We start from the raw sequence: 22230 nt of genomic DNA on the forward strand, positions 1-22230 counted from the left end.
ACTTTGTTGCCCCCTTTAGGAAATGACATAGATCGACCAGTTTAATCTGTTCACCAAACTGTTCGCGCAATGTTTGACCCGACACCTCCTCAAAAGCCTTTTCTTCTAATTTCTTGCTCTGAAACTGCTTCACAAAAAAATCAACCGCACTGGCCGCAAACTCGTCGCCATGGTATTGAGCAACTAGATTATGTGCAATAAGTTTCTTAATTTCCATTGGATTTTCGCCCATTTCAATACGGGTCTTCATGCCAAGTTTGGTTTCCTGATTGAAATCAGTTGTCAAGTCAATATATTCTGGAATTAAATGATCAGGAATAGACATGGTTTTACCAAACATTTCATTCGGTTCATCCAAAAGACCGATCGTATTGTTTAATGATTTGCTCATTTTTTCTTTTCCGTCCAGCCCGCGCAACAAGGGCATACACAGTACTATTTGTGGATCCTGTCCAAAAGATTCCTGTAGCTGCCGGCCCATCGCGCAATTAAACAGTTGGTCCGTTCCCCCCATTTCAATATCACTATTGACATGTACAGAGTCAAAGCCCTGCAATATCGGGTAAAGCAATTCATGCATGGCTATTGATTGGTTTTCGTTAAAACGTTTATTAAAATCATGCCGCTGCATCAATTGAGCGACGGTTACTTTCGATACCAGCTGGATAACTTCTGTAAAATTTAGTTGATCCAACCAGTCTCCATTAAAAACAACTTTCGCTTTTGAAACATCAATAATTTTAGACAGTTGCGCAATGTAAGTTGCCGCATTGTGCGCTATCGCATCCTGACATAAAGGTTTACGGGCTTTATTTTTTCCTGTAGGATCACCGATCCGAGCTGTAAAACTACCAACGAGAATCACGACTTCGTGCCCCAGCTGCTGAAACTGGCGTAGTTTCTTTAACACTACAGCGTGCCCTAAATGAAGATCCGGTGCTGTTGGATCAAAACCAAGTTTTATAATCAATGGTCGTTCTTTTCTTCAGACTCCTTCAACTTCGATGCAAGCCCCTCCTTCGGTAAAATAATTTCGATATTTTCTTCTAACTCTTTTAACATGATGTTATATAAAATAAAAAAAGCCCGAACGTTATGTTCGGGCTTAGCTATAAATAATAATTTGAATTTCTTAATTTAATAGGCATAGGGGTCCCGAACGATTATCGGGCGATAATAATTAAAGAAAAATGGAAGACGTAATATGTTGTTCATTTTCTTCATTGCTTGACAAAGGTAGTGCTATATTTTTAAAATGCAAAAATATTGGCATCCATACTTGATTCAAGATGCATTTTTAAATTATCCGCCGGTATTTTTATTTATCAATTTTCCGGCTCCATTATAAACATACTTTTCTGTATTCCCTTTATCCTTTTTCTCCACGACCTTTTGCACTAACAATGAATTCTTAAAATACTCATGGTAAAAGCAGTTATTAAGGTTATATTTCCGCTCAACGAGATTATTATTCTGATACAGATCAGTGTAATCAATTTTAGCTTTCCGATAGGTATGTTTTAGTAATTGACCATTGGCATCAAATGACTTTGATTCCTGTATCTGCCCACCACAATTCAATTTGGCGCTGTACATTAAGGTATTGTCTAATCGGTAGTCAGCTCGGGTATGGTCAAAATCATTCTCAACCGTATAGTAATTATCAAAGAAGACTTTTGTCACTTTTTTACCACTATTTGCAGCTCGGTAGAATACCGTTTTTTCCTGACTGATTTTCCCATTCTTAAAATTGCGCTGCACACTTGAACTATCCGTTATGGTATATTGAAAGTCTGGCAATGCAGCAGATTTCACAGTCATTTGCTGCAATACACCATGTCTTACGATAACATCACCGGTACGCCCATCTTTTTCAATTTTAAAATCACCATCAACGATGCCATCCTGATTAATCGTAATAAATGCATTGGAAAGTCCCATAAATTGATTCTTTTGCAGAATATATTTACCCTGTTTCAACTTCGTTTCTTTACCTTTTTCAAGTACCCGGATTGTATCTTTTGGATATTCCGACAAATGCAATTGATAACGATCTTTGTCCAAGCGAACATACTCTTGCGCAACTCCCAACTGAACAGCTAAACACAAGCATAATGATATGATAAAACGTGATTTCGACATAATGTCATAGTAATACAATTATTACACCAAAAATTAAAATACGGTTGATTTTCCAAATAATTCCCCAATACGATAGATGCTGTAGTACCTCCATATTACAGAACAGACAAGCTTAATCGTGAAATGAAAAAAGGGGAGTTATTTATGCATAACTCCCCTTTTTTCAAAGCCAATTGGTACTTGTACCCATCATGCGAGAACATTCGAGAACTAAACAGACTCTAAATATTGTGCATAACAATACCCTTCTTCATTATCTTTGGTTCTGACCAACCACCATTGATCATTAGCCTTACTAATCAATGTGATGATTTCTCCTTTAGCTGCTTTTCCGACGATAGGCTGGTCTGTACCAGGGCCTTTTCTAATGTTCAAATTGCTATTTTCTGTTATAACTTTCACCTGGCTTCCGGGCACTTCCGTAGCCACATCTACATTTAACACCACATCTCCGGTTTGGAAATTAGGATCTATATTACCGTAGATTTCCCAGAGCTTATTTTTCACATCTGCTGTTGGTGCTGTACCACGAATTTGCAATACTCCATCCATTTCGGCGTAGTTCAGGTCATTTACACCTGAAGATTGTGCCGTATCTAAAAGAACCTTATATTTTTCCTGCAATGACATAATTTCACTATTTTATTTTTTGACAACAATACCGCTTAGATCCACTTTTTTTGGATTTAAGTTATCCAAACCTTGTTTTAAGGTGATTATCTTAGGCTGCTCCAAAGTACCTGTAACAGCGATCACACCATCCTTTACACTTGCCTGTACCGTAGGAAAATCCTTCATAAACGTATTCACTGCTGCTCCAAGCACCGCATCATTATTGGATACCTCAATAGGAGCTGGAGTCGACGACACTGGGGCGCTAACGATAATATTGTTTTGAATAGACTTGATGTCCTTATCGCCTGCTGTTTTAGCAATAGACTCCACTTGTTGCTTTTCTTCTTCGGAAGCAACCGTGCCACTTAAGATAACTTCCCCTTTTTTAACGTCGACGTCCACGGTTTTACGACCGGTAAGTGCATTTTCGATCTTTTCTTCCAACTTCTCATCAGATAAGCCTGATTTGCAAGCCGTAAAGGAAAGCACAACTGTAGTTGCCAATAGACAAAATGTTAATTTGCTAAATTTCATAAGACCAATTTTAATTTATAATTCAACAATAATCCTAACAAACTCCATACGCAATTGTTTGTCCAATTATTTTTAAACTTAAATTCCCTTGCCGGATTATAATTATATAATTAAATTTAGGAACAGAGGTATTCATGATTGTTTCATTCGGATCATTTAATCCTCTGTGGTTATAAAAACGCTTTAAGTAACAGATACGCACTTTGATGATTCAATCAAACAGCTATTAATTATGGGATTTTTGAACAATATTTTTGGTAAAAAAGAAAATAAAAAGGACAGTATAGCGGATTTTTGGGATTGGTTTACAAAAAACGAACACGCATTTTTTCAAATCGTCAAGACTGGAGAACAAATTGATCAGAATTTTTTCAGCAAACTTTCGCCGAAGATCGATGCTCTTCGCAAGGAACTTTATTTCTTAACGGGAATGTACGATGATGACACTGCAGAACTTGTAGTTACCCCAGATGGTGTCATCAAAAACGTTGCGTTCGTGGAGCATCTGATTGCTTCTGCTCCAGCATTAGCGCATTGGAAATTTACTGCATTAAAACCCGCTATTGCGGATATGGAAAAATTCAAAATCACGATGTATGGATTTACTTTTGACATCAAGGATATGTTTTTTTACCCCATTCAACACAAATACCATCCGGATGAAGTCGATATCGTTATTGTTCACCCCGATTTTACGGAAGAGAACAAAGCCAATATTTCCCATGGGATAGAAATATTTCTCGACAATTACATTGGTGAATTGAACTCGATCATAGCCATAGACAACTTGAATGTAACCTCAAAAGAGCTTGCAACAGAAGAGCTTATTCCTCTACTTAAATTAAAAGACTATTTGATCTGGCGGGAAAAGGAATTTGTGGAAAAATATACCGACGTTAGGCACCGGGCCGCAGATGACACATACACTGCTTTTGAGGGTATCCTGGAGAACGACTTACCTATCTTTGCTATCATCAATACGACGTTATTAGACTGGGACGGAAAAGCTTCTCACCCTTGGATAGTTACATTAAAGATTAATTATGACGGAACAGCAACCAATGGCATGCCCGATCAGGAGACTTACGATTTAATGGATAAATTTGAAGAAGAATTAATGGACAGTCTTCCAAATGATATTGGATTTCTTAATATCGGAAGAGAAACTGCCGATAACCTCAGGGAAATTTACTTGGCTTGTACAGAATTCCGAAAAGCCTCACGCACGATTGATCGATTAATCGAAGAATACAGGGACAATCTCCAAATTGATTATAGCATCTACAAAGATAAATACTGGAAAACCTTCGAACGATTTTATAAACAAATAGAATAGGTCTCTCGAACAGCAGACATAAGTTTCAATAAAAGTACTTTATAAAATATGCTTTATTTACATGAATAAAATCATTCTTTTGGTTATTATCCTTGGAATTGGCCTTATCACATACAAAACCATTCAAAAAAACACGCTTTTAGCCGTTGTTGATAAGGAAGAAAATACTCCTTCAGACGCCTTTCGCTATACGATGGCAATAAAGAACGTAAAAAAACGCATCATAAACAACAAAAAGTATAATAGTGACATATCCTTTCTCTTGGATATGAAAAGACCCTCGGGAAGAAATCGTTTTTTTGTCGTAGATCTAAAAACAGATCGGATTCTAGATCAAGGGCTAGTGGCACATGGATCCGGCTCCGAAACCGGAAAAAAGAATCTTTTGCAATTTAGTAATACGGATAACTCTCATGCGACATCGCTAGGTAGTTACGCTATCGGCAGCTCGTATAACGGTAAATTTGGAAAAGCATATAAATTATATGGCTTAGATAGCTCCAATAGCAATGCATATGCTAGAAACATCGTTCTACACAAATATGACCGCATGCCTTACGATGAACAAGTAGATCCAGTATGTCTCAGTGAAGGCTGTCCTATGGTAAACGTCGAATTCTACAAAAGACTACAGAACTTGATTGACTCTTCAAAGAAACAAATCGTCTTACATATTTATTATTGATCACCTTCATTATTGATCACCGGCTATCTTCTTTGATCAAATTCAATAAAACCTGATACGGACTTTGAGATACACTAAGAGCTTTCAACCAAGCAATAAATCCCATAATAAATAAATCTTTATTTTCTTTGTCCTCCGCCATAGTTTGAACAGCTGCCCGAAAGGATTTCCCTTGAATAACTGCTGGATTTAAAAGATATTTCTCTACCAATTTGGCAAAATCAATCACTCTGTTTTCCTTGACATTCAGCAAGTATTTTTTATACCTACCGACAAAGTTTTTTAATTTCAAGGTTGCCAAATCGATGTGATCGAATTGAATATGGATCAGAATTTCAAGCAGACTCTTCCGAATCGTCCACAACATGCCCATTTTCTTCTCGTACCAAGCATCTGTTCGAATCAACTGTCGAAGTTCAATCAATGCTGTTTTATCTTCAAATTGCGTTAAAAACATCACCAAACACAACTGTAGATCCGCAAGATCAACCTCACTTGATTTTGGTGAGGCTTGTTTAATCCCTGCCCTTAACACGGAAAGACCTTTTACTCCATCGCCAAGGTAATGGAAATTCAATGCCATCAACAAATGGCACCGCAGCTGAAACTGGACTCGAAAAACCGTATTTCCTTGAGATAAAACTTCATTCAAGCGTTCTAAATACCCGATGCTCTCATTAAAGAATCCGTTCCTCAAATTAAAATTGGCCAGATAATACAAAATATGAAGATAGTAAAATAGCTGATGCGCTGATTGTTCATCGTACTTCATCAAAAAATTATCTGCTGTTTTTAAAAAAGAACGAACCAGTGTATAGTTTTGATGTATTGCGGCATACTCATTTGCAATATACAGAAGTTGATAGAGTGATTTAAATGATAAGAGATCATCCAAAGAAATACTGTATTTACTCAGCACACTCAAAATCAACTTATTGATATCAATTATTTTTGCTTTCAAATGAATATCCTGCAATGCTGAGCGCAATAGCGCATAAGCAATCTGAAATTTTGCTTCTTGCTGCAGTTTTTGCTGATTTTCGGTAAAACGATCGATAAGCAATTCCAAATTGACATTCAAATCTAAATGTGCATATTGTAGTCTGATTTGCAAGATTTCGTTCAGCAAACTAAACTGATCCAGAACAAGAGCCTTGTCCTCAGCCCGTTGAAGGCATTTGAATCCAATCTTAATGAACTGACTTTCCAATAGAAAACGACCCACAACAAATAATCTCAACGCTTCGTGGGCTTCACTGTTGTCTCGTTCAAAAACCTTATTTGAAAGAAAAAACAAAAGACTATCATGAAGCCTTTTCCTCAATGCGTGATAAGCATCCCGGTTTTTAATGGGATCATATAACTTTTTTAGCTTATTTATATCATCAGTTTCTATAATCTCAAGTAACTTGATATTTTTCACATCATTTCGCTTATTCTTTTGTTTCAAAAAGGTTCTAAAATCCCTAATATCATCTTTATTCAATAATAATAGTAGATCCGATATCGCGTCCGCCATAGCTTAAATTTAGAATTAAACAAATATATTAAACAAAATTATATCGTCAGTATTCTTATAAATTCAAGTTTTAAAATAATTAGTTCCTATCGATATTTGAATCATAAAACAACAACAAATTAAAACTAAAACAAGAAAATTATGGAACCGCTAAAAAACATGATTGAAGAAAAAAAGGCTGAAAGAAATTTAGACAAAAGAAACCCATTTAAACCAACAGGAGCATTTATCGGAGCCTCCTGGACTGCATTATTGGTTGGTACCGTTGGCTATTGTGTAGGTTTATGGAATGCAACAATGGCATTAAATGAAAAAGGGTATTATTTTACAATTTTACTATTTGCGCTATTTGCGGTTATCTCCGTTCAAAAAAGTGTAAGAGATAAAGCAGAAGGACTAGCTGTTACCGAATTGTACTATGGTTTAAGCTGGTTTGCAACAATTGCTGCGGTCGTGCTATTAACTGTAGGCCTATGGAACGCGGATCTGCTGTTAAGTGAAAAAGGATTCTATGCAATGTCCTTCTCATTGAGTATTTTTTCAGCTATCGCAGTACAAAAAAATACACGTGATGCAAAACTTATCGATGACAATGAAATAAAACTTTAGCGGGTGCCGATCCTGCAGCCTCTGCGTAGCAAGCTGCAGGATCTTTCAATCTCTCGTAAAGCAAAAAAGGAAGAGCTTCTCATGGAGCTCTTCCTTTTTTTAAGTGGATTGTTTAAGCGGTGCAATAGGAAGGTAAACGAAAAATGCACTTCCAGTACCAAAAACACTTTGCACATCAATCTCTCCCCCCATGCTTTCGATAAATTCCTTGCTTATGCTTAACCCCAAGCCTGTTCCTTCCTTTGTACCCCCCGGAACACGGAAATACCGATCAAAAATCTTCGCTAAATATTGTACCGGGATTCCTTGCCCCTGATCTTCAACACGCAAAAGCACCCTGGCGCCCACTCTTTTGACAGCAAGACAAATCGCCCCCCCTTCATCGGAATAACGAATTGCATTGGACAGTAGATTCGTCAATACCCATGCGGTCTTCTCGTTATCAATAAAAACCATCGGCAGTTCCTCTTCCAGTTCAACCTGTAGTCGAATTTTCTTTTGGTCAAGCATTGAACGATTGGCTAACAGGGCATAATCTATAATCGGTCCGATTGTCGCCGGATTCAGCTTCATCTGAATGGTACCACTCTCCACTTGTGCAATATCCAAAAGTTCTCCCGTAATTTTCAGAAGTCGCTCTGTATCATCAGCAATTCCTTCAAGCAAGTCTTTTTGTTCTTCATTCAACGCTCCAATCCGCTTATTCTCGAGCAATTGGATCCCCATGCGTATTGATGCGATTGGAGTCTTCAGTTCATGAGATACCGTTCCAATAAAATTTGTTTTTGCGACATCACGTTCCTTAAAACTTGTCACGTTCTTCAACAAAATAAATTGTCCAATAAACTGCGAACTCTCCTCTCCCGTTGGTACAACATTAATGTCGATAACCTCCAGTTCAAAGTAGTTATCTTTTCCATAGGCAAAGATCTGAACCAATCCCAGATGTTCGGATTGCTGGTTTAAAGCGTCGATCCTATCGAGAAGCTTATGAATCAAATCATTGGAAGAAGCTATTTCCACTAATTTTTGCCCTTCAAATTCTGCGTGTTTTAACCCCGAGAGCAAACAAGCGGGTTCATTTGCAAAAAGCACTCTTTTTTCCTCATCTATCCCTATAACGGCATCATGCATATTATCAATAAGCGCTTCAATTCTCTTTTTATGCTGCAAGATCTTACCCAATTTACTTTCCGTATATTCCTCGAGTTTTTGAGCCATTGTATTGAACGATTGCGCCACTTCTCCAAATTCATCCTTTCGCTTAAAATGAAGTCTCCTTTTATAGTTCCCAGCAGCAATCTGTTTAATACTATCGGTTAATTGTACAATTGGACCAGCAATGGCTAGGGGGAGATTGACAAGTAATACAAACGCAATCATAAAACAGATCGCACCTACAATGGAGATCGCCAAAATAGCTTTTTCAGCTGTTGCATTGGCGATATTATTTTTGTTTTCAATTGCCTGCATATTAAGATACATTAGCTGAAATATATCTTTGTGTAAGTCAGCAGCAATTGTAGAATCTTTCAGCTGTTTCGCTAAACTCAAAAAGTGATGATCTATACGTTCGGTCACCGCTCGTTCTCCAGGCTCAGTTACATTGCGCTTTTGGAGGCTTAAATTATGTTCAAATTGCGCAATGCCCTTCTCATTCGTATGAAGATCCTCCAAGGCCAACAGCATATTTCTGGAATAATGCAGCGTATTATAATTGTCGACTAAAATATTATTGGTATCTTTTTTTAATCGATAAACATAATACCCACTCACTATTGCAAGCAGTAAGATCATAAAAAATAAAAATCCTACCCCAAATGTCAGCTTTGCTTTAAGTTTCATTGGATTTTATATTCTTCAATTTTTCGATATAAGGTAGCTATGCCGATTTCTAACAATCGAGCAGCTTCAGCTTTATTTCCATTCGTATGTTTCAATACACGTTGTATATGTTGCCTCTCCATATTGGACATTGAAAAGTTTGATAAGACGCTTGCCCCTTCTCTATACTCACGTTCACCGAAAGGAAGCCCCTCAACACCTAATATGCCACCCTCACTCAAAATCACACTGCGTTCAATCACATTTTTCAGTTCACGGATATTTCCCCGCCATAGGTTAGTTTCCAATGCCTGCACAAACTCAGGTGTCATCCGCAAAGGTTTCAAGTTGGATTTTAAAGCAAAGATATCAGCGTAGTATTGTGCCAAAGTCGCTATATCTTCAATACGCTCACGCAGTGGCGGCAATTCAATCGTGAAAACAGACAACCTATAAAATAGATCACTCCTGAAATGGTCAGATGCAATTTCGGTTTCGAGATTTCTGTTGGTCGCGGCTATGATACGTACGTCCACTTTCATTGGTTTGGAGTCCCCAACTTTTAAAAACTCGCCCGTTTCCAAAACGCGAAGAATTTTGGCCTGAAGTTCCAAGGCCATCTCCCCGACTTCATCCAGAAAAATAGTACCCAAATGTGCTTCTTCAAACAAACCCCGCTGATCTTTAGTAGCACCGGTAAAGGCACCGGATTTATGACCAAACAGCTCGTTTTCCAGCAGGTCTTTTGTAAATGCGGCACAGTTAATGGCCACAAAACTACGCGCTCTCCTGGAACTCGCCTGATGGATTGCCTGTGCAAAAACCTCCTTACCGGTACCAGTCTCGCCTGTTAGCAAGACCGTTGTATTTGTAACGGCAACTTTTTGTGCCATGCCAATGGCAGCCTTTATTGCACTAGATTTTCCAATAATCTTATCGAAAGAAAGTTTATCTCCCAATCGCTTTTCTAACTGTTGTACCCTTCGTGCCAATGCAACCTTTTCACTGGCTTTATAAAGCAGTGGGATAATACGATTATTGTCATCTCCTTTGGTAATATATTCAAAAGCACCATTTTTTATCGCCCGAACACCGTCCGGGATATTCCCGTATGCTGTCAATAGAATAATCTCTACAATTGGATACCGTTCTTTAATTAATTTGGCCGTTTCTACCCCATTACCGTCAGGCAGTTTGACATCACAAAGTACAACGTCCACATCACTGACTTCAAGCTTTTTCAACCCCGATTTAATATCAGCAGCTTCAATCACATCAAAACCTTCCAGGCTAATAATTTTGGCCATCAATTTCCGAAGTTTCTCTTCGTCATCTATAAGGAGAACTCTATTCACAATATTCGTTTTTTCAAAAGTACAATTTGTCCGAAGCAAATAGTAGAAAAATAAACAATTTGACTATTCCTCAAAAACTTTCCCGTCATCAAAATAAAAACGCTATATTTGCTTCTCTCAACATCCTTAAAACTGCATGTAAGATTAAAATTCTTTAGAACGAAATAAATACCATCCATTGACAATACCTGTCCAAATGGTCTTTTCTAACATTTAAAGAATTTCAACATGCTTTCATTACAACAACTTTCTTATATACATCCGAATAAAGATTTATTGTTTGGGAACATAAATCTACACATCAATGCGCAAGAGAAAATAGCGCTCATCGGCCACAATGGTGTCGGTAAATCAACTTTATTGCGACTGATTGCCAAAGAACTATCACCTTCCAGTGGCAGCGTACAAGTCAATACCAGCACCTATTATGTCCCTCAAGTTGTGGGACAATTTGAGGATAAGACAGTCGCCGAAGCACTTGGCATTGCCAAAAAATTAAATGCACTCCACGCCATATTAGCTGGCGATGCGTCTGAAGAAAATTTCAATAGACTTCAAGATGATTGGACCTTGGAGGAATGCTGCCAAGAAGCTTTCGAGCAATGGGATCTGCCCGATATCCAGTTGACACAGCAGATGTCGTCCCTTAGTGGTGGACAAAAAACAAAAGTCTTATTGGCCGGAATCCACATTCACCGATCCGAACTTATTCTTCTTGATGAACCCAGCAACCATTTGGATATGGATAGCAAAACACTACTATACGATTGGATTCAATCAAGCAAAAACACAGTGATTATTGTCAGCCACGATAGAACCTTACTTAATTTATTGGATGACATGGCCGAAATGACCTCAAAAGGTATCAAGCGGTATGGGGGCAATTATGCCTTTTATGAAACTCAAAAAGAGACCGAGCGCCATGCGTTACAACAAGATATTCACCACAAGGAAAGGGCGATCAAAATTGCAAAGGAGAAAGAAAGAGAAACAATCGAACGCCAAAATAGATTAAACAACCGCGGTCAAAAAAAACAGGAAAAGGCAGGTGTGGCGCGCATTATGATGAATACTCTGCGCAACAATGCTGAAAAAAGTACCGCCAAAATAAAAAGTGTGCATCAGGACAAAATTGGAGATATCAAATCCGATCTACAGGAACTCCGAGGTTCACAATCTGCACTGGATGAGATTAAAATAGATTTAGGAAACAGTGCCTTTCCAACCGGAAAGAGTATGGTCAAAGTCGAAAATGTCAATTTCAAGTATGACTCGCAAGGACTCTGGCCAGCTAATATCAACTTTCAATTATTCAGTGGAGATCGTATCGCACTACAAGGACAGAATGGATCTGGTAAAACGACATTGGTCAGACTTCTACTCGGCCAATTGACACCTGTACAAGGAAAAATTGAACGTCAATCATTTCGTGCGATCTATTTAGATCAAACATACTCCATTTTGTCTTCGCATCTAAGTATTTACGAGCAGGCCCAGCAATTCAATAGCGACGCACTACCTGAACATGAGATCAAAATTAGGCTCAATCGGTTCTTATTTGGAAAAGACGATTGGAACAAACCCTGCCAACTATTGAGCGGTGGTGAAAAAATGCGTCTGATATTATGTTGCCTCACCATTCAGCAACAGTCTCCAGATTTAATTATTCTTGATGAACCAACAAACAATTTAGATCTTCAAAATATCCGGATGCTAACCCGAGCGATTCAGCTTTATAAAGGTACGCTACTCGTCATTTCACATGATGAGGTCTTTCTACAGGAAATCCATATCAACAAAGTCATCAAACTAAAAGACCTATAAATGACAACTGCGTTTATTTCGTTGCAACGGAATAAACGCAGTATTCAATGACTGCCCTCCATAAAATTTTAATAAAACACGGTATTTTTTGTAACAATCCCATATTCTTTATTTAAAATCTGCTAAATCGATAAATTAAATTAAAAAAAAAGAATTTTTATCGATATATTCACGATGATTTTAAACATGAAACAATAACCATTAAATTAATTGAACCTTCTCATTTACGTTGCAGCCTTAGGGCAAATGTATCGCACAGGCCTCTCAATTAATTACTTCATTTAATTATGTCAGATTATCAAATTAAAGAAAATCCCGAATTATTTGACGCCATCGTAGTTGGTTCCGGCGCAGGTGGTGGTATGGCAGGTTATATACTTGCACATGCGGGGCTTAAAGTATTGATGCTGGAAGCAGGTCCTTTTTATGACCCAGCAAAAGATTCGTTACAACTACGCTGGCCTTGGGAATCTCCAAGAAGAGGTGCCGGTACCACAAGGCCATTCGGGGATTTTGATGCAGCCTTCGGTGGCTGGCAAATCGAAGGTGAACCCTACAGCAAGGTAGCGGGAACTGAATTTGAATGGTTCAGAGCACGTATGCTGGGCGGCAGAACCAACCACTGGGGTCGAATTTCATTGCGTATGGGACCTGACGATTTCAAGCCAAAGGATGGAGTAACAGACGAGTGGCCTATCACTTATGAAGAAGTTAAACCATTTTATGACCGTGTAGATCGAATGATCGGAATATATGGCACAGCAGAAGGTATTCATAACGAACCCGATGGTATTTTTATGAAACCACCTAAGCCACGCTTAAACGAATTATATATTGCAAAAGGTGCCAAAAAAGCTGGAGTTCCAGTGATTCCCGGAAGAGGAGCCGTGCTAACCGAAGTATCAAAAGATATTAAAGATCGAGGTACCTGTTTCTACTGTGGCCAATGTGGCCGTGCATGTAAAGTTTATGGGGACTTTTCGTCTTCATCTTGTCTGGTTATTCCAGCGATGAAAACAGGTAACCTAAAGGTGATAGACAATGCAATGGTAAGGGAAGTCATTACAAATGATGAAGGAATTGCAGTTGGTGTTTCTTATGTAAACACCAAGGATCTGCAGGAATATACCGTTAAAGGGAAAACCGTTATTTTGGGTGCTAGTGCCTGTGAAAGCGCGCGGATCATGTTAAATTCCAAATCAAAATCGCATCCTGGGGGTGTTGGTAATAGCAGCGGTTTAGTTGGAAAATATCTCCACGATTCTACAGGGGCCAGTTTATCTGGATTTTTACCACAACTACTTGACCGGAAGCGTTATAATGAAGATGGCGTTGGAAGTGTCCATATTTATTCACCATGGTGGGAAGATAATGCCAAGTTGAGTTTCCCAAGAGGTTACCACATCGAATATGGTGGTGGTTTACATATGCCCTCTTATGGATTTTTGAATTGGGTACCGAAAGTAAATGACCTGGCAAAAAATTCGGATGGGAAGTCAAAAGCCAAAGGCGGTTATGGTACTGCATTAAAAGAAGATTTCCGTAGCTATTATGGTGCAAATGTAGGTATGGCAGGCCGGGGAACGGCATTGGCAAGAAAAGACAATTACTGTGAAATTGACCCGGATAAAGTCGACAAATTCGGAATTCCTGTGCTACGTTTCAACTACAAATGGGCGAATGAAGAAATAGCACAAGCCAAACATATGCAAGAGACATTTCAGTCTATTATGCACGAAATGGGCGCTGTAATTACTTCTAAAATACCAGGAGCAGATACATTATATGGCCTGGAAGCTCCCGGAAAAATTATTCATGAAGGTGGTACCACAAGAATGGGAAATGACCCTAAAACCTCCGTTTTGAACAAATGGGGACAAGCGCACGATTGTAAGAATCTCTACGTCGTGGATGCGGGACCATTTGTACAACAAGGTGACAAAAATCTGACCTGGACAATACTCGCTTTATCAATGCGGACAGCAGAATATATACTTCAAGAAAAGAAAAAATTAAACGGTTAAAAGCATGAATAGAAGAGAATCTTTAAGAGCATTAGGATTAATTGCAGCTGGATCTGGTCTTCTAACCGCAGCTTGCAATTCAAAAGATGCTAAAAATGCGGTAGCTGACAATAGCAAAAAGTTACCTGGAGTCCAGGATTTTGAATACGAACGCACGGAACAATTATATGCCGAAAAGTTTTTTGACGAACATGAAATGGCTACAATCACTGTTTTGGCAGATATTATTATTCCTAAGGATAATATTTCAGGAAGTGCTTCTGAGGCGGGAGTACCCGATTTCATCGAATTTATCGTAAAAGATTTGCCTGATAATAAAATCCCTATGCGTGGCGGGCTTCGTTGGCTCGACCTCCAATCCAAAAAGCGTTACGGAACAGTATTTATCAAATGCGGCGCAAAAGATCAACTTGCATTAGTGGATGATATTGCCTACCCTGATTTGGCAAAACCGGAAATGAAACAAGGTGCCGCCTTCTTTTCATTGATGCGCAATCTGACTTCCTCAGGATTTTACACAAGTGAAATGGGTGTGAAAGATATCGGCTATGCCGGAAATAAACCTGGAGTCTGGAATGGCGTACCAGATGATGTGTTGAAAGAGCATGGTTTTGACCCGACTAAATTCTTTGGATAATAAAAAAAATCCTTTCCGAAAACGGAAAGGATTTTTTTATTTACCGCATTAAAATCTATTGTGCCGATGGTACCTCAGTAGCTTCCGGAGCTTTATCAATCAACTCCATAAATTGATCCAATTTAGGAGTGATAATAATCTGCGTTCTTCTATTCCGTTGCTTACCTAGCGCGGTCGTATTATCTGCAATTGGATTATATTCGCCCCTACCACCTGCAGTTAAGCGTTTAGGATCCACACCATATTTATTTTGTAAAGCTTGTACCACAGAAGAAGCCCGTAAGGTACTTAAATCCCAGTTATTCCGAATATTAGGTTTAGAAATTGGATCGGTATCGGTATTACCTTCAATCAATACTTCATAATCTCTGTAATCCTGGATAATTTTCGCAATTTTACTTAATGTCTGATCGGCTCTATCATTAATTTCATAGCTACCGGATTTGTAAAGCATATTATCAGCAAGTGAGATATAAACTACCCCTTTTAATACCTGTACATCAACTTCCTGCAATTCCTCACGGCTAAGCGATCTTGTCAAATTATTGGTCAATACCAGATTCAAGGAATCGGATTTGTTTTTCGTCTCAACGAGATGCTTAATATATTTATTTGAAGCGTTAATTTCATCAACCAACTTGGAAATATTGATATTTCCCTGTGAATTCTGATTAATACTGTTATCGAGCGATTTCTGCAAAGCAGCATAAGCCGATCGGAGATCCGCATTATTTTGTCGTTCAGAGGCCAACTGATCTTCTAAACTCTTGATCCGTGTCCGACCTTCAGCCAATTGAAGCTGTCCATCCTGATATTGTTTGGTCAATTGACTGTGCTCCGTTTGTAATTTACTATAGTCGGACTGTAAACCAGCATATTGCTTTTTACTGACACCACATCCGATAACAAACAAACTTGCCGTTAATACAGTCATTGGAAAAACTAAATTCTTCATGATATACTCTTTTTGTAGATGTTGAATTAATTCATATAGCAAGATACGCAATATTCTAGCCAAAATACCCCATAGTCTTGTCAAATTAACAACCTTTAACGTCCTATTGGGCTAGCTCCTTCAGCTCTGTAGCGCTAAATACCTGCCCACCTTTAAGATAGGGATTTGCGCCTTTGAGATAATTATAAATAATTGATTTAGCCTCTTCATTGGGTAATTTATAAAGATTTTTAACAAGAAAACTTTTATCCTCAAGGATATTATTGTTATATCCCAAAAAAGAAGGCGCATGCACCTGTACGCTCCAACGTATAAACCGTGCTTCAATATGATTTGGATTTTCCTTAATCACTTCTTCCAAATGCTTTTTACCCTCTTTAAACTGCCCAACTTTCTTAAATGGATTGCCGATATGTTTCGCTAAAAGTATTTGATAAGCGGCCAGGTATACTTTCTCGGTCGGTGATTTGGCACCTTCTGTCAGCACCTCCAAATTATGTTCACATAGATCTTCGTCCTTCACGGCCTCCGCATATTCTTTTCGAATTTTATCAATATTCACCTGTTGGCCAAGTCCAACTTTTGTTAAAGTGAATAGAGCAATTGTCAATACTATTCGTGTTATCATAATTATAAATCAGGCTATTTCAACAATTTCATTTTCCGACTTAAATTACTAAAAAAATCGAATCCAACTATTAATTTTCAATTATCATACCACAAAGCCAAAAATTCATGTCATTGTATCGCCACAGCTAGCTTTAAATAAGATAAAAGTCTTCATTCAAGTATATTTTTAAAGCAATTTTGCTCCATGAAACCGATTTTAGTAACAAGCCCAGTATGGTTAAAGGTAACTTTGTCAATTCTATTGGGTGTTATATTAGGCTGCTTTTTAGGGGAGATAGTTTTCACCCTACTACAATTATAAACTATTCACTACAAATGAGTTATAGCTACCCCCTAGCGACCTCATACATTTCATATCCATAGATAGTCAGCTTATTATAGCTGCTCAGGCTAGTCCATAAGTTTCATTATCCTTGCCAAAAATCAAATTATTTTTGCTATATTGGTTATACCAATATAAATTTAAAGCGAGCTATGGAGACTAAAGCAGAGTATCAGATTTGGGACACTATTGTGAATAGCGCAAAAACTAAATTCGATTATAAGCATATTCGTGCGATGTTCAAAAAGGAAGATGACGAAATAACCGATAAGTTTCTATTCCATATTGTTGCAGGATTTGCCTGTGGTGAAAACCATCAGACCATTTCAACCAATCTTTTCAACGAACTACAAAGTATTCATTTTGAATGCAATGAAGAGCAGATCGACCGGTTTATCGCTGATAAGCATGTAAAATTCAGTCCTGAAATCTACGCCACCTATCTTGCATTCTCTATGCTGGAAGATGGTGAAGATGTCGATACCATCACCGAAATTATTAATAATCTTTTGCAACTAGACAAATAATTATTTTAAAGTATCGTTTAATTTTGGCTAAAAACTTATATTCGTGAATTATTACACCTATAGTTATGCGCCAGTTTTTAACGCTATTTTTAATATTTTCTATTTATACAAATAGTATAGCCCAAACTTTTGACTTTGGTAAAGTTTCTATTTCGGATTTCTCACGAACAGACCTGGATAGTAATGCCAATGCTATCGTGCTCAATGAGTTTGGACGGAGTTCTGTTTTTGTTGATGATTATGATAATCGTATAAAACTTCAACATGAATACCATGTACTTATCCGCATCAATAACAAAGAGGGGTTTAAAAAAGCTAATTTTGAAATCCCCTCGTATAAACGCGGAAGTTATATACGAGACTATTTTGACGAACTCAAGGCTGTTACATATAACTTAGAAAATGGCAGGATCGAGAAAACGGAGCTTGAAAATAAGAAAGTTTTCAGGGAAAATTACTCGGCCTATCTAGACCTTAATAAATTTACCCTTCCAAATATTAAAGAAGGCTCTATTATTGAAGTGTCCTATCGGACACTAGAGCAGGATTTATTTAATTTCAAAACATGGGAATTTCAAGATGATATTCCCAAAATACAAAGCCAATATATCGCTATTATTCCTGCTTCTTTCGCCTACAATGTAGTTTTACGTGGTCCGTACAAACTTACCGATCAAAAAGCCGAAGCATTGAAAGAATATATTTTCCTGGATGGACTGCGAATGGATTGTTCAAAATTGACCTATACAATGAAGAACATTCCGGCATTTGTTGAAGAGGACTACATGACTTCGCCAACCAATTTCAAATCTGCTATCTATTATGAGCTTGAATCGATCTTTTATCCGAGTACTGGTAGTAAGAAGACATTTAGCAAAACCTGGAAAGACGTAGATACAGACCTCATGAATGAAAAGGCTTTTGGAGGTCAATTAAAAAAAACAGACTTATTCAAAGCCAATTTAGCAACAATTGTGTCTCCTACTGACAGTAAATTAGAAAAAGCAAAGAAGATCTATAACTATATCAACAAACAAATAAAATGGAATAACTATTTGGGCAAATATGCAGAATCTGGCATTGAAAAAGCATTGGAAAAACGAACTGGCAATATTGGCGACATCAATTTAGCGCTAGTAACCGCGCTATTAGCGGCAGATCTGGAGGCCTACCCTATTATTCTTTCAACGCGACGAAACGGAACGCCTAATGCCTTATTTCCCGTATTATCTGACTTCGACTATGTCATCGCTTGCGTAGATGTAGATGGCGTAAAATATAAACTAGATGCCTCCAATCCATACTTGCCTTTTGGAGAGCTGCCTTTACAATGTCTAAATGAACGGGGAAGAATTATCTACTCCAAAAAGAGCTCAGACTGGTTTCCGCTTACGGTAGAAGAATCTTCCGATGTAAACTACGTATTGGAGGGAGTTTTAGATGAACAAGCTAAAATTAAGGGAAAACTGACCATAAGTAGCAGGGGTAACAAAGCCTTTTTAAAACGCCAACATATTGCCAAATTCAATTCTTTGGAGGAATACTGGGAAAAACTGGACGAAGAAATGCCCAATGTAACTTTAACAAAATCAAGTATCCAAAACCTAGAAGAAATTGATCAGCTATTAATAGAGGAATTTGATGTCATTGTAGATGTCTCCAAACAGATGGAACAAGACATATTATTATTGGCGCCCAATATTATTGACAGGATTTCCTACAATCCATTTAAAGCACAGGAAAGAACTTATCCAGTTGATATGGGTTTTAAATCCAAAACATTATACTCAGTCAAATTGACAATCCCCGATCGCTATGAAATTGCTGAGAAGCCTCAGAATGCATCGTTAGCACTCCCGGAGTCAACTGCAAAATATAGATATGTAACGCAGGTCAATGGCAATCAACTTGAAATACTACAGAGCCTCGCGTTTAACAAACCCATCTTTTCGGTCGATGAATATTTTTCACTCAAAGAATTGTATTCACGTATTATTCAACAACAAAAGCTAGACATAAAATTAATCGGTAAAAAATGAAAATCGTATTCATCAACTTACTATACTTCCTGCTTCCGATCCTCGCAATTGGACAAGATAACTACGACGTCGCCAATATTCCAAGTGCATTAAAGAGCAGAGCAGTAGCAACTGTACGCAATGATAAAACTGTGGTAGAAATGAAATCGCCCGAACAGGTCATCACAACCATAACGTGTGCTATCACAGTTTACAATAAAAATGGGGACCGCTATGCTTCACTTCCGGTCTATTATAATAAATCTAGCGAAATCAAGAGCCTTAAGGGCGCCATCTATAACGAAATGGGGATATTGCAAAAGAAAATTGCAACGAAAGATTTCAAAGATATTAGCGCTGTGGACAACAGTACGATGTTTGCCGATTCTCGGGTAAAATTATATGTACCTGACTATCATAGCTATCCCTATACCGTCGAATACCAATACGAAGTTCGAAGTAAACAAAACTTGATCATTCCATCTTGGACTCCTGAGGTCTCAAGTAATGTATCCGTAGAGAAAAGCAGCTTTCAATTTATTGCACCAATTGGCACTGAATGCCGAATTGAAACAACGAACTATAAAGGAAGTATCAAGGAAGAGAAAAATGACAAGACTGAAAGTAAGACATGGAATACTGAACAGATCGCTGCAAAAAAGGATGAATCTTATAGCCCCAATCCTAACCTGAAAAGAATAAATGTACTCATCGTTCCCAAAAATTTTATTTATTATGGTAAGACTGGAAATTTCGGGGATTGGAAAGAATTTGGCCAATGGGTATCCAATAGACTATTGAACAAAAAAGAAGATTTGACGGAAGCGTCTAAACAAAAATTTATAGCATTAACAAAAGACGCCAGCTCAGATAAAGACAAAGCAAGGATTCTATACAATTATTTACAAAAAAACACACGTTACATCAGTATTCAAATTGGCATTGGAGGCTTAGAACCATTTCCGGCTTCTGAGGTTGACCGCTTGGGCTACGGAGATTGTAAAGCACTGGCGAATTACATGCGAAGCATGTTGTCGGCCGTCAATATCCCTTCCTATTACTGTATTGTCGAAGCAGGCAGACGCAAAGAAAGTTTTCACAAAACCTTTGCAAATGCCCAGGACGGAAATCACGTCATTTTATGTATTCCATTCAAAAATGATACGACCTGGCTGGAATGTACGAGCCAAAACCTTCCATTTGGTTTTCTTAGCGACTTTACCGACGATAGAGATGTCGTTGCTTGTACCGAAAATGGCGGAGTTATCATGCATACGCCGAAATATATTAATTCAACCAATCTTCAACTGCGTTATGCCGACCTAAAACTTTCGGAAGACGGAAGCATTCAGGGCACCTTAAATACCAAGTTCTACGGAGCCCAATATGAGAACCATATGGACGTGCTTTTAGCCAGTAATAATGATAAGAATAAGCTTCTCACGGAATACTATAATATAGACAATATCAATTTCAATCAGGTAAACTATATTGAACATAAGGAGGAAAATCCATTTATTGAGGAGAACCTGAATATTTTTATCAAAAACTACGCTGTGAAAAATGGTAATAAACTTTTGATCCAACCTAATTTATTCAACACACATTCCAATATTGCAGAAAGTAGAAATAGAACCGAAGATATTTTCATTGAAAGAGGTTACGCTGATATCGATAGCATTAGCATTGCCCTCCCGGAAAATATGCTCAAAAACATAACTCCTGAAAAGAAAATTATTGAGAAACCATTTGGAAAGTATGAATTTAGGTCAGAAATAAAAGACAATAAACTATTCACCTACAGAAAACTAGAACTTTTTGAAGGCAGCTATCCTGCCAATACTTATGAAGACTTTTTCCAATTTCATAATGAGGTAAGCAGCTGCGACAAGGGACGCTTTAATCTCAGCTTTCTCTAGTCGGAAAAAAATATTTACCAGAATATGAATGAGTAAAATCGATCAAATAAGGCAATTATTGTATATTAGCTCAATGACAGAATACGCAGCGATATTTGACATGGACGGTGTCATAAGCCACACCAACCCTTTCCATGCGGAAGCTTTTAGAGCTTTTTTTAAAAACCACAATGTACAACAGGCTACAGAAGAGGAATTTGAGCAGCATATGTATGGTAAGCATAATAGTTACATTATGCAGCATTTCTTTCAGCGTCCGATATCCCCTGAGGAACTGCGAACGCTTGAATTTGAAAAAGAGCAGCTTTTTAGAGTGATCTATAAAGAACACGTTGCCCCTATTAAGGGCTTAATTGAGTTTCTAACGGAATTAAAAAATAACGGTTTTAAGCTTGCTGTGGCGACATCTGCTCCCCGAGAGAATATGGACTTAATTTTGGATGAATTGAACATACGTCATTTATTCTCTTCCACGCTAAGCAGCGAAGATGTAAAACTCCATAAGCCACATCCTGAGGTTTACCTAAAATCTGCAGAAAATCTGCAAATTCCTGTTGACCGCTGTATTGTTTTTGAAGATTCTTTTTCGGGTATTACCGCGGCGAAAAATGCTGAAATGAAAGTTGTCGCCGTACTTTCAACCCATAAAAAAGAAGAATTACCTGCAAGTAATGATTATATAAATAATTATACAGAAATATCTGTTGCCAATATAAAAGCAATTTTAAAAACACAAGAAGTATAACCCGGTTAAG

Annotated in this window: 19 protein-coding genes; 10 read left to right on the forward strand and 9 right to left on the reverse strand. The window is 37.9% G+C overall.

Going from position 1 to position 22230, the window contains the following annotated elements; all coding sequences use genetic code 11:
- The 4 genes from tyrS to B2X72_RS11185 form a co-directional block, all read right to left on the reverse strand.
- Positions 1-970: tyrosine--tRNA ligase (gene tyrS / locus B2X72_RS11170; RefSeq protein WP_286849628.1), on the reverse strand; the 970-nt coding region annotated here is incomplete at its 3' end.
- A 332-nt stretch (positions 971-1302) separates the two neighbouring features.
- Positions 1303-2142, reverse strand: a complete 840-nt coding sequence (locus tag B2X72_RS11175; protein ID WP_075991791.1) for a hypothetical protein — start codon at positions 2140-2142, stop codon at positions 1303-1305.
- Positions 2143-2352: 210 nt separating this feature from the next.
- Complete coding sequence (locus B2X72_RS11180) at positions 2353-2772, reverse strand: SH3 domain-containing protein (RefSeq protein WP_046675658.1); 420 nt, start codon at positions 2770-2772, stop codon at positions 2353-2355.
- 12 nt (positions 2773-2784) lie between these two features.
- Entirely contained in the window at positions 2785-3291 is a 507-nt protein-coding gene (locus B2X72_RS11185; RefSeq protein ID WP_088160876.1) for a BON domain-containing protein, read from the reverse strand.
- Positions 3292-3523: 232 nt separating this feature from the next.
- Between B2X72_RS11185 and B2X72_RS11190 the strand changes: the two genes are divergently transcribed.
- Both B2X72_RS11190 and B2X72_RS11195 read left to right on the forward strand, forming a co-directional pair.
- Positions 3524-4627, forward strand: coding sequence for a DUF695 domain-containing protein (locus tag B2X72_RS11190; RefSeq protein ID WP_075991789.1), 1104 nt, complete (start codon positions 3524-3526; stop codon positions 4625-4627).
- A gap of 61 nt (positions 4628-4688) precedes the next feature.
- The gene (locus tag B2X72_RS11195) at positions 4689-5312 is read left to right on the forward strand and encodes a murein L,D-transpeptidase catalytic domain-containing protein (RefSeq protein WP_248933318.1); all 624 of its coding nucleotides are present in this window, start codon (positions 4689-4691) and stop codon (positions 5310-5312) included.
- Positions 5313-5328: 16 nt separating this feature from the next.
- Here B2X72_RS11195 and B2X72_RS11200 read toward each other — a convergent pair whose 3' ends face one another.
- Complete coding sequence (locus B2X72_RS11200) at positions 5329-6831, reverse strand: hypothetical protein (protein ID WP_286849631.1); 1503 nt, start codon at positions 6829-6831, stop codon at positions 5329-5331.
- Positions 6832-6972: 141 nt separating this feature from the next.
- Here B2X72_RS11200 and yiaA point away from each other — a divergent pair, with 141 nt between their 5' ends.
- Positions 6973-7440: an inner membrane protein YiaA gene (gene yiaA / locus B2X72_RS11205; RefSeq protein ID WP_046675653.1), complete on the forward strand. Its 468-nt coding sequence runs from the start codon at positions 6973-6975 to the stop codon at positions 7438-7440.
- Between the two features lie 99 nt (positions 7441-7539).
- Here yiaA and B2X72_RS11210 read toward each other — a convergent pair whose 3' ends face one another.
- Both B2X72_RS11210 and B2X72_RS11215 read right to left on the reverse strand, forming a co-directional pair.
- Positions 7540-9285, reverse strand: coding sequence for a sensor histidine kinase (locus tag B2X72_RS11210; RefSeq protein WP_286849633.1), 1746 nt, complete (start codon positions 9283-9285; stop codon positions 7540-7542).
- Positions 9282-10619 (reverse strand): sigma-54-dependent transcriptional regulator, encoded by a 1338-nt coding sequence (locus B2X72_RS11215; protein ID WP_376747251.1) that lies wholly within the window; start codon positions 10617-10619, stop codon positions 9282-9284. Before B2X72_RS11215 ends, B2X72_RS11210 begins: the two co-directional genes overlap by 4 nt.
- A 228-nt stretch (positions 10620-10847) precedes the next feature.
- Between B2X72_RS11215 and B2X72_RS11220 the strand changes: the two genes are divergently transcribed.
- From B2X72_RS11220 to B2X72_RS11230, 3 genes are all read left to right on the forward strand, one after another.
- Complete coding sequence (locus B2X72_RS11220) at positions 10848-12443, forward strand: ABC-F family ATP-binding cassette domain-containing protein (protein ID WP_286849634.1); 1596 nt, start codon at positions 10848-10850, stop codon at positions 12441-12443.
- Positions 12444-12730: 287 nt separating this feature from the next.
- Entirely contained in the window at positions 12731-14467 is a 1737-nt protein-coding gene (locus B2X72_RS11225; RefSeq protein WP_088160871.1) for a GMC family oxidoreductase, read from the forward strand.
- A gap of 4 nt (positions 14468-14471) precedes the next feature.
- Positions 14472-15104: a gluconate 2-dehydrogenase subunit 3 family protein gene (locus B2X72_RS11230; protein ID WP_088160870.1), complete on the forward strand. Its 633-nt coding sequence runs from the start codon at positions 14472-14474 to the stop codon at positions 15102-15104.
- A 55-nt stretch (positions 15105-15159) separates the two neighbouring features.
- On the opposite strand, the gene B2X72_RS11235 is transcribed toward B2X72_RS11230, so the two are convergent.
- Both B2X72_RS11235 and B2X72_RS11240 read right to left on the reverse strand, forming a co-directional pair.
- Positions 15160-16059 carry an OmpA/MotB family protein gene (locus B2X72_RS11235; RefSeq protein ID WP_075994703.1) on the reverse strand — a complete coding sequence of 300 codons (900 nt, stop codon included), beginning with the start codon at positions 16057-16059 and terminating at the stop codon, positions 15160-15162.
- 103 nt (positions 16060-16162) lie between these two features.
- Positions 16163-16687, reverse strand: a complete 525-nt coding sequence (locus tag B2X72_RS11240; RefSeq protein ID WP_088160869.1) for a hypothetical protein — start codon at positions 16685-16687, stop codon at positions 16163-16165.
- A 476-nt stretch (positions 16688-17163) separates the two neighbouring features.
- Here B2X72_RS11240 and B2X72_RS11245 point away from each other — a divergent pair, with 476 nt between their 5' ends.
- The 4 genes from B2X72_RS11245 to B2X72_RS11260 all read left to right on the forward strand — a co-directional run bounded on the left by B2X72_RS11245 (position 17164) and on the right by B2X72_RS11260 (position 22220).
- Complete coding sequence (locus B2X72_RS11245) at positions 17164-17538, forward strand: hypothetical protein (protein WP_088160868.1); 375 nt, start codon at positions 17164-17166, stop codon at positions 17536-17538.
- Between the two features lie 65 nt (positions 17539-17603).
- Complete coding sequence (locus tag B2X72_RS11250; protein ID WP_286849635.1) at positions 17604-19577, forward strand: transglutaminase domain-containing protein; 1974 nt, start codon at positions 17604-17606, stop codon at positions 19575-19577.
- Positions 19574-21475: a DUF3857 domain-containing transglutaminase family protein gene (locus B2X72_RS11255; RefSeq protein WP_286849636.1), complete on the forward strand. Its 1902-nt coding sequence runs from the start codon at positions 19574-19576 to the stop codon at positions 21473-21475. Before B2X72_RS11250 ends, B2X72_RS11255 begins: the two co-directional genes overlap by 4 nt.
- A 28-nt stretch (positions 21476-21503) precedes the next feature.
- The gene (locus tag B2X72_RS11260) at positions 21504-22220 is read left to right on the forward strand and encodes an HAD family hydrolase (protein ID WP_232475727.1); all 717 of its coding nucleotides are present in this window, start codon (positions 21504-21506) and stop codon (positions 22218-22220) included.
- Positions 22221-22230: the final 10 nt, after the last annotated feature.

Source organism: Sphingobacterium sp. UBA7253, from assembly GCF_002472745.1.
GTDB lineage: Bacteria > Bacteroidota > Bacteroidia > Sphingobacteriales > Sphingobacteriaceae > Sphingobacterium > Sphingobacterium siyangense.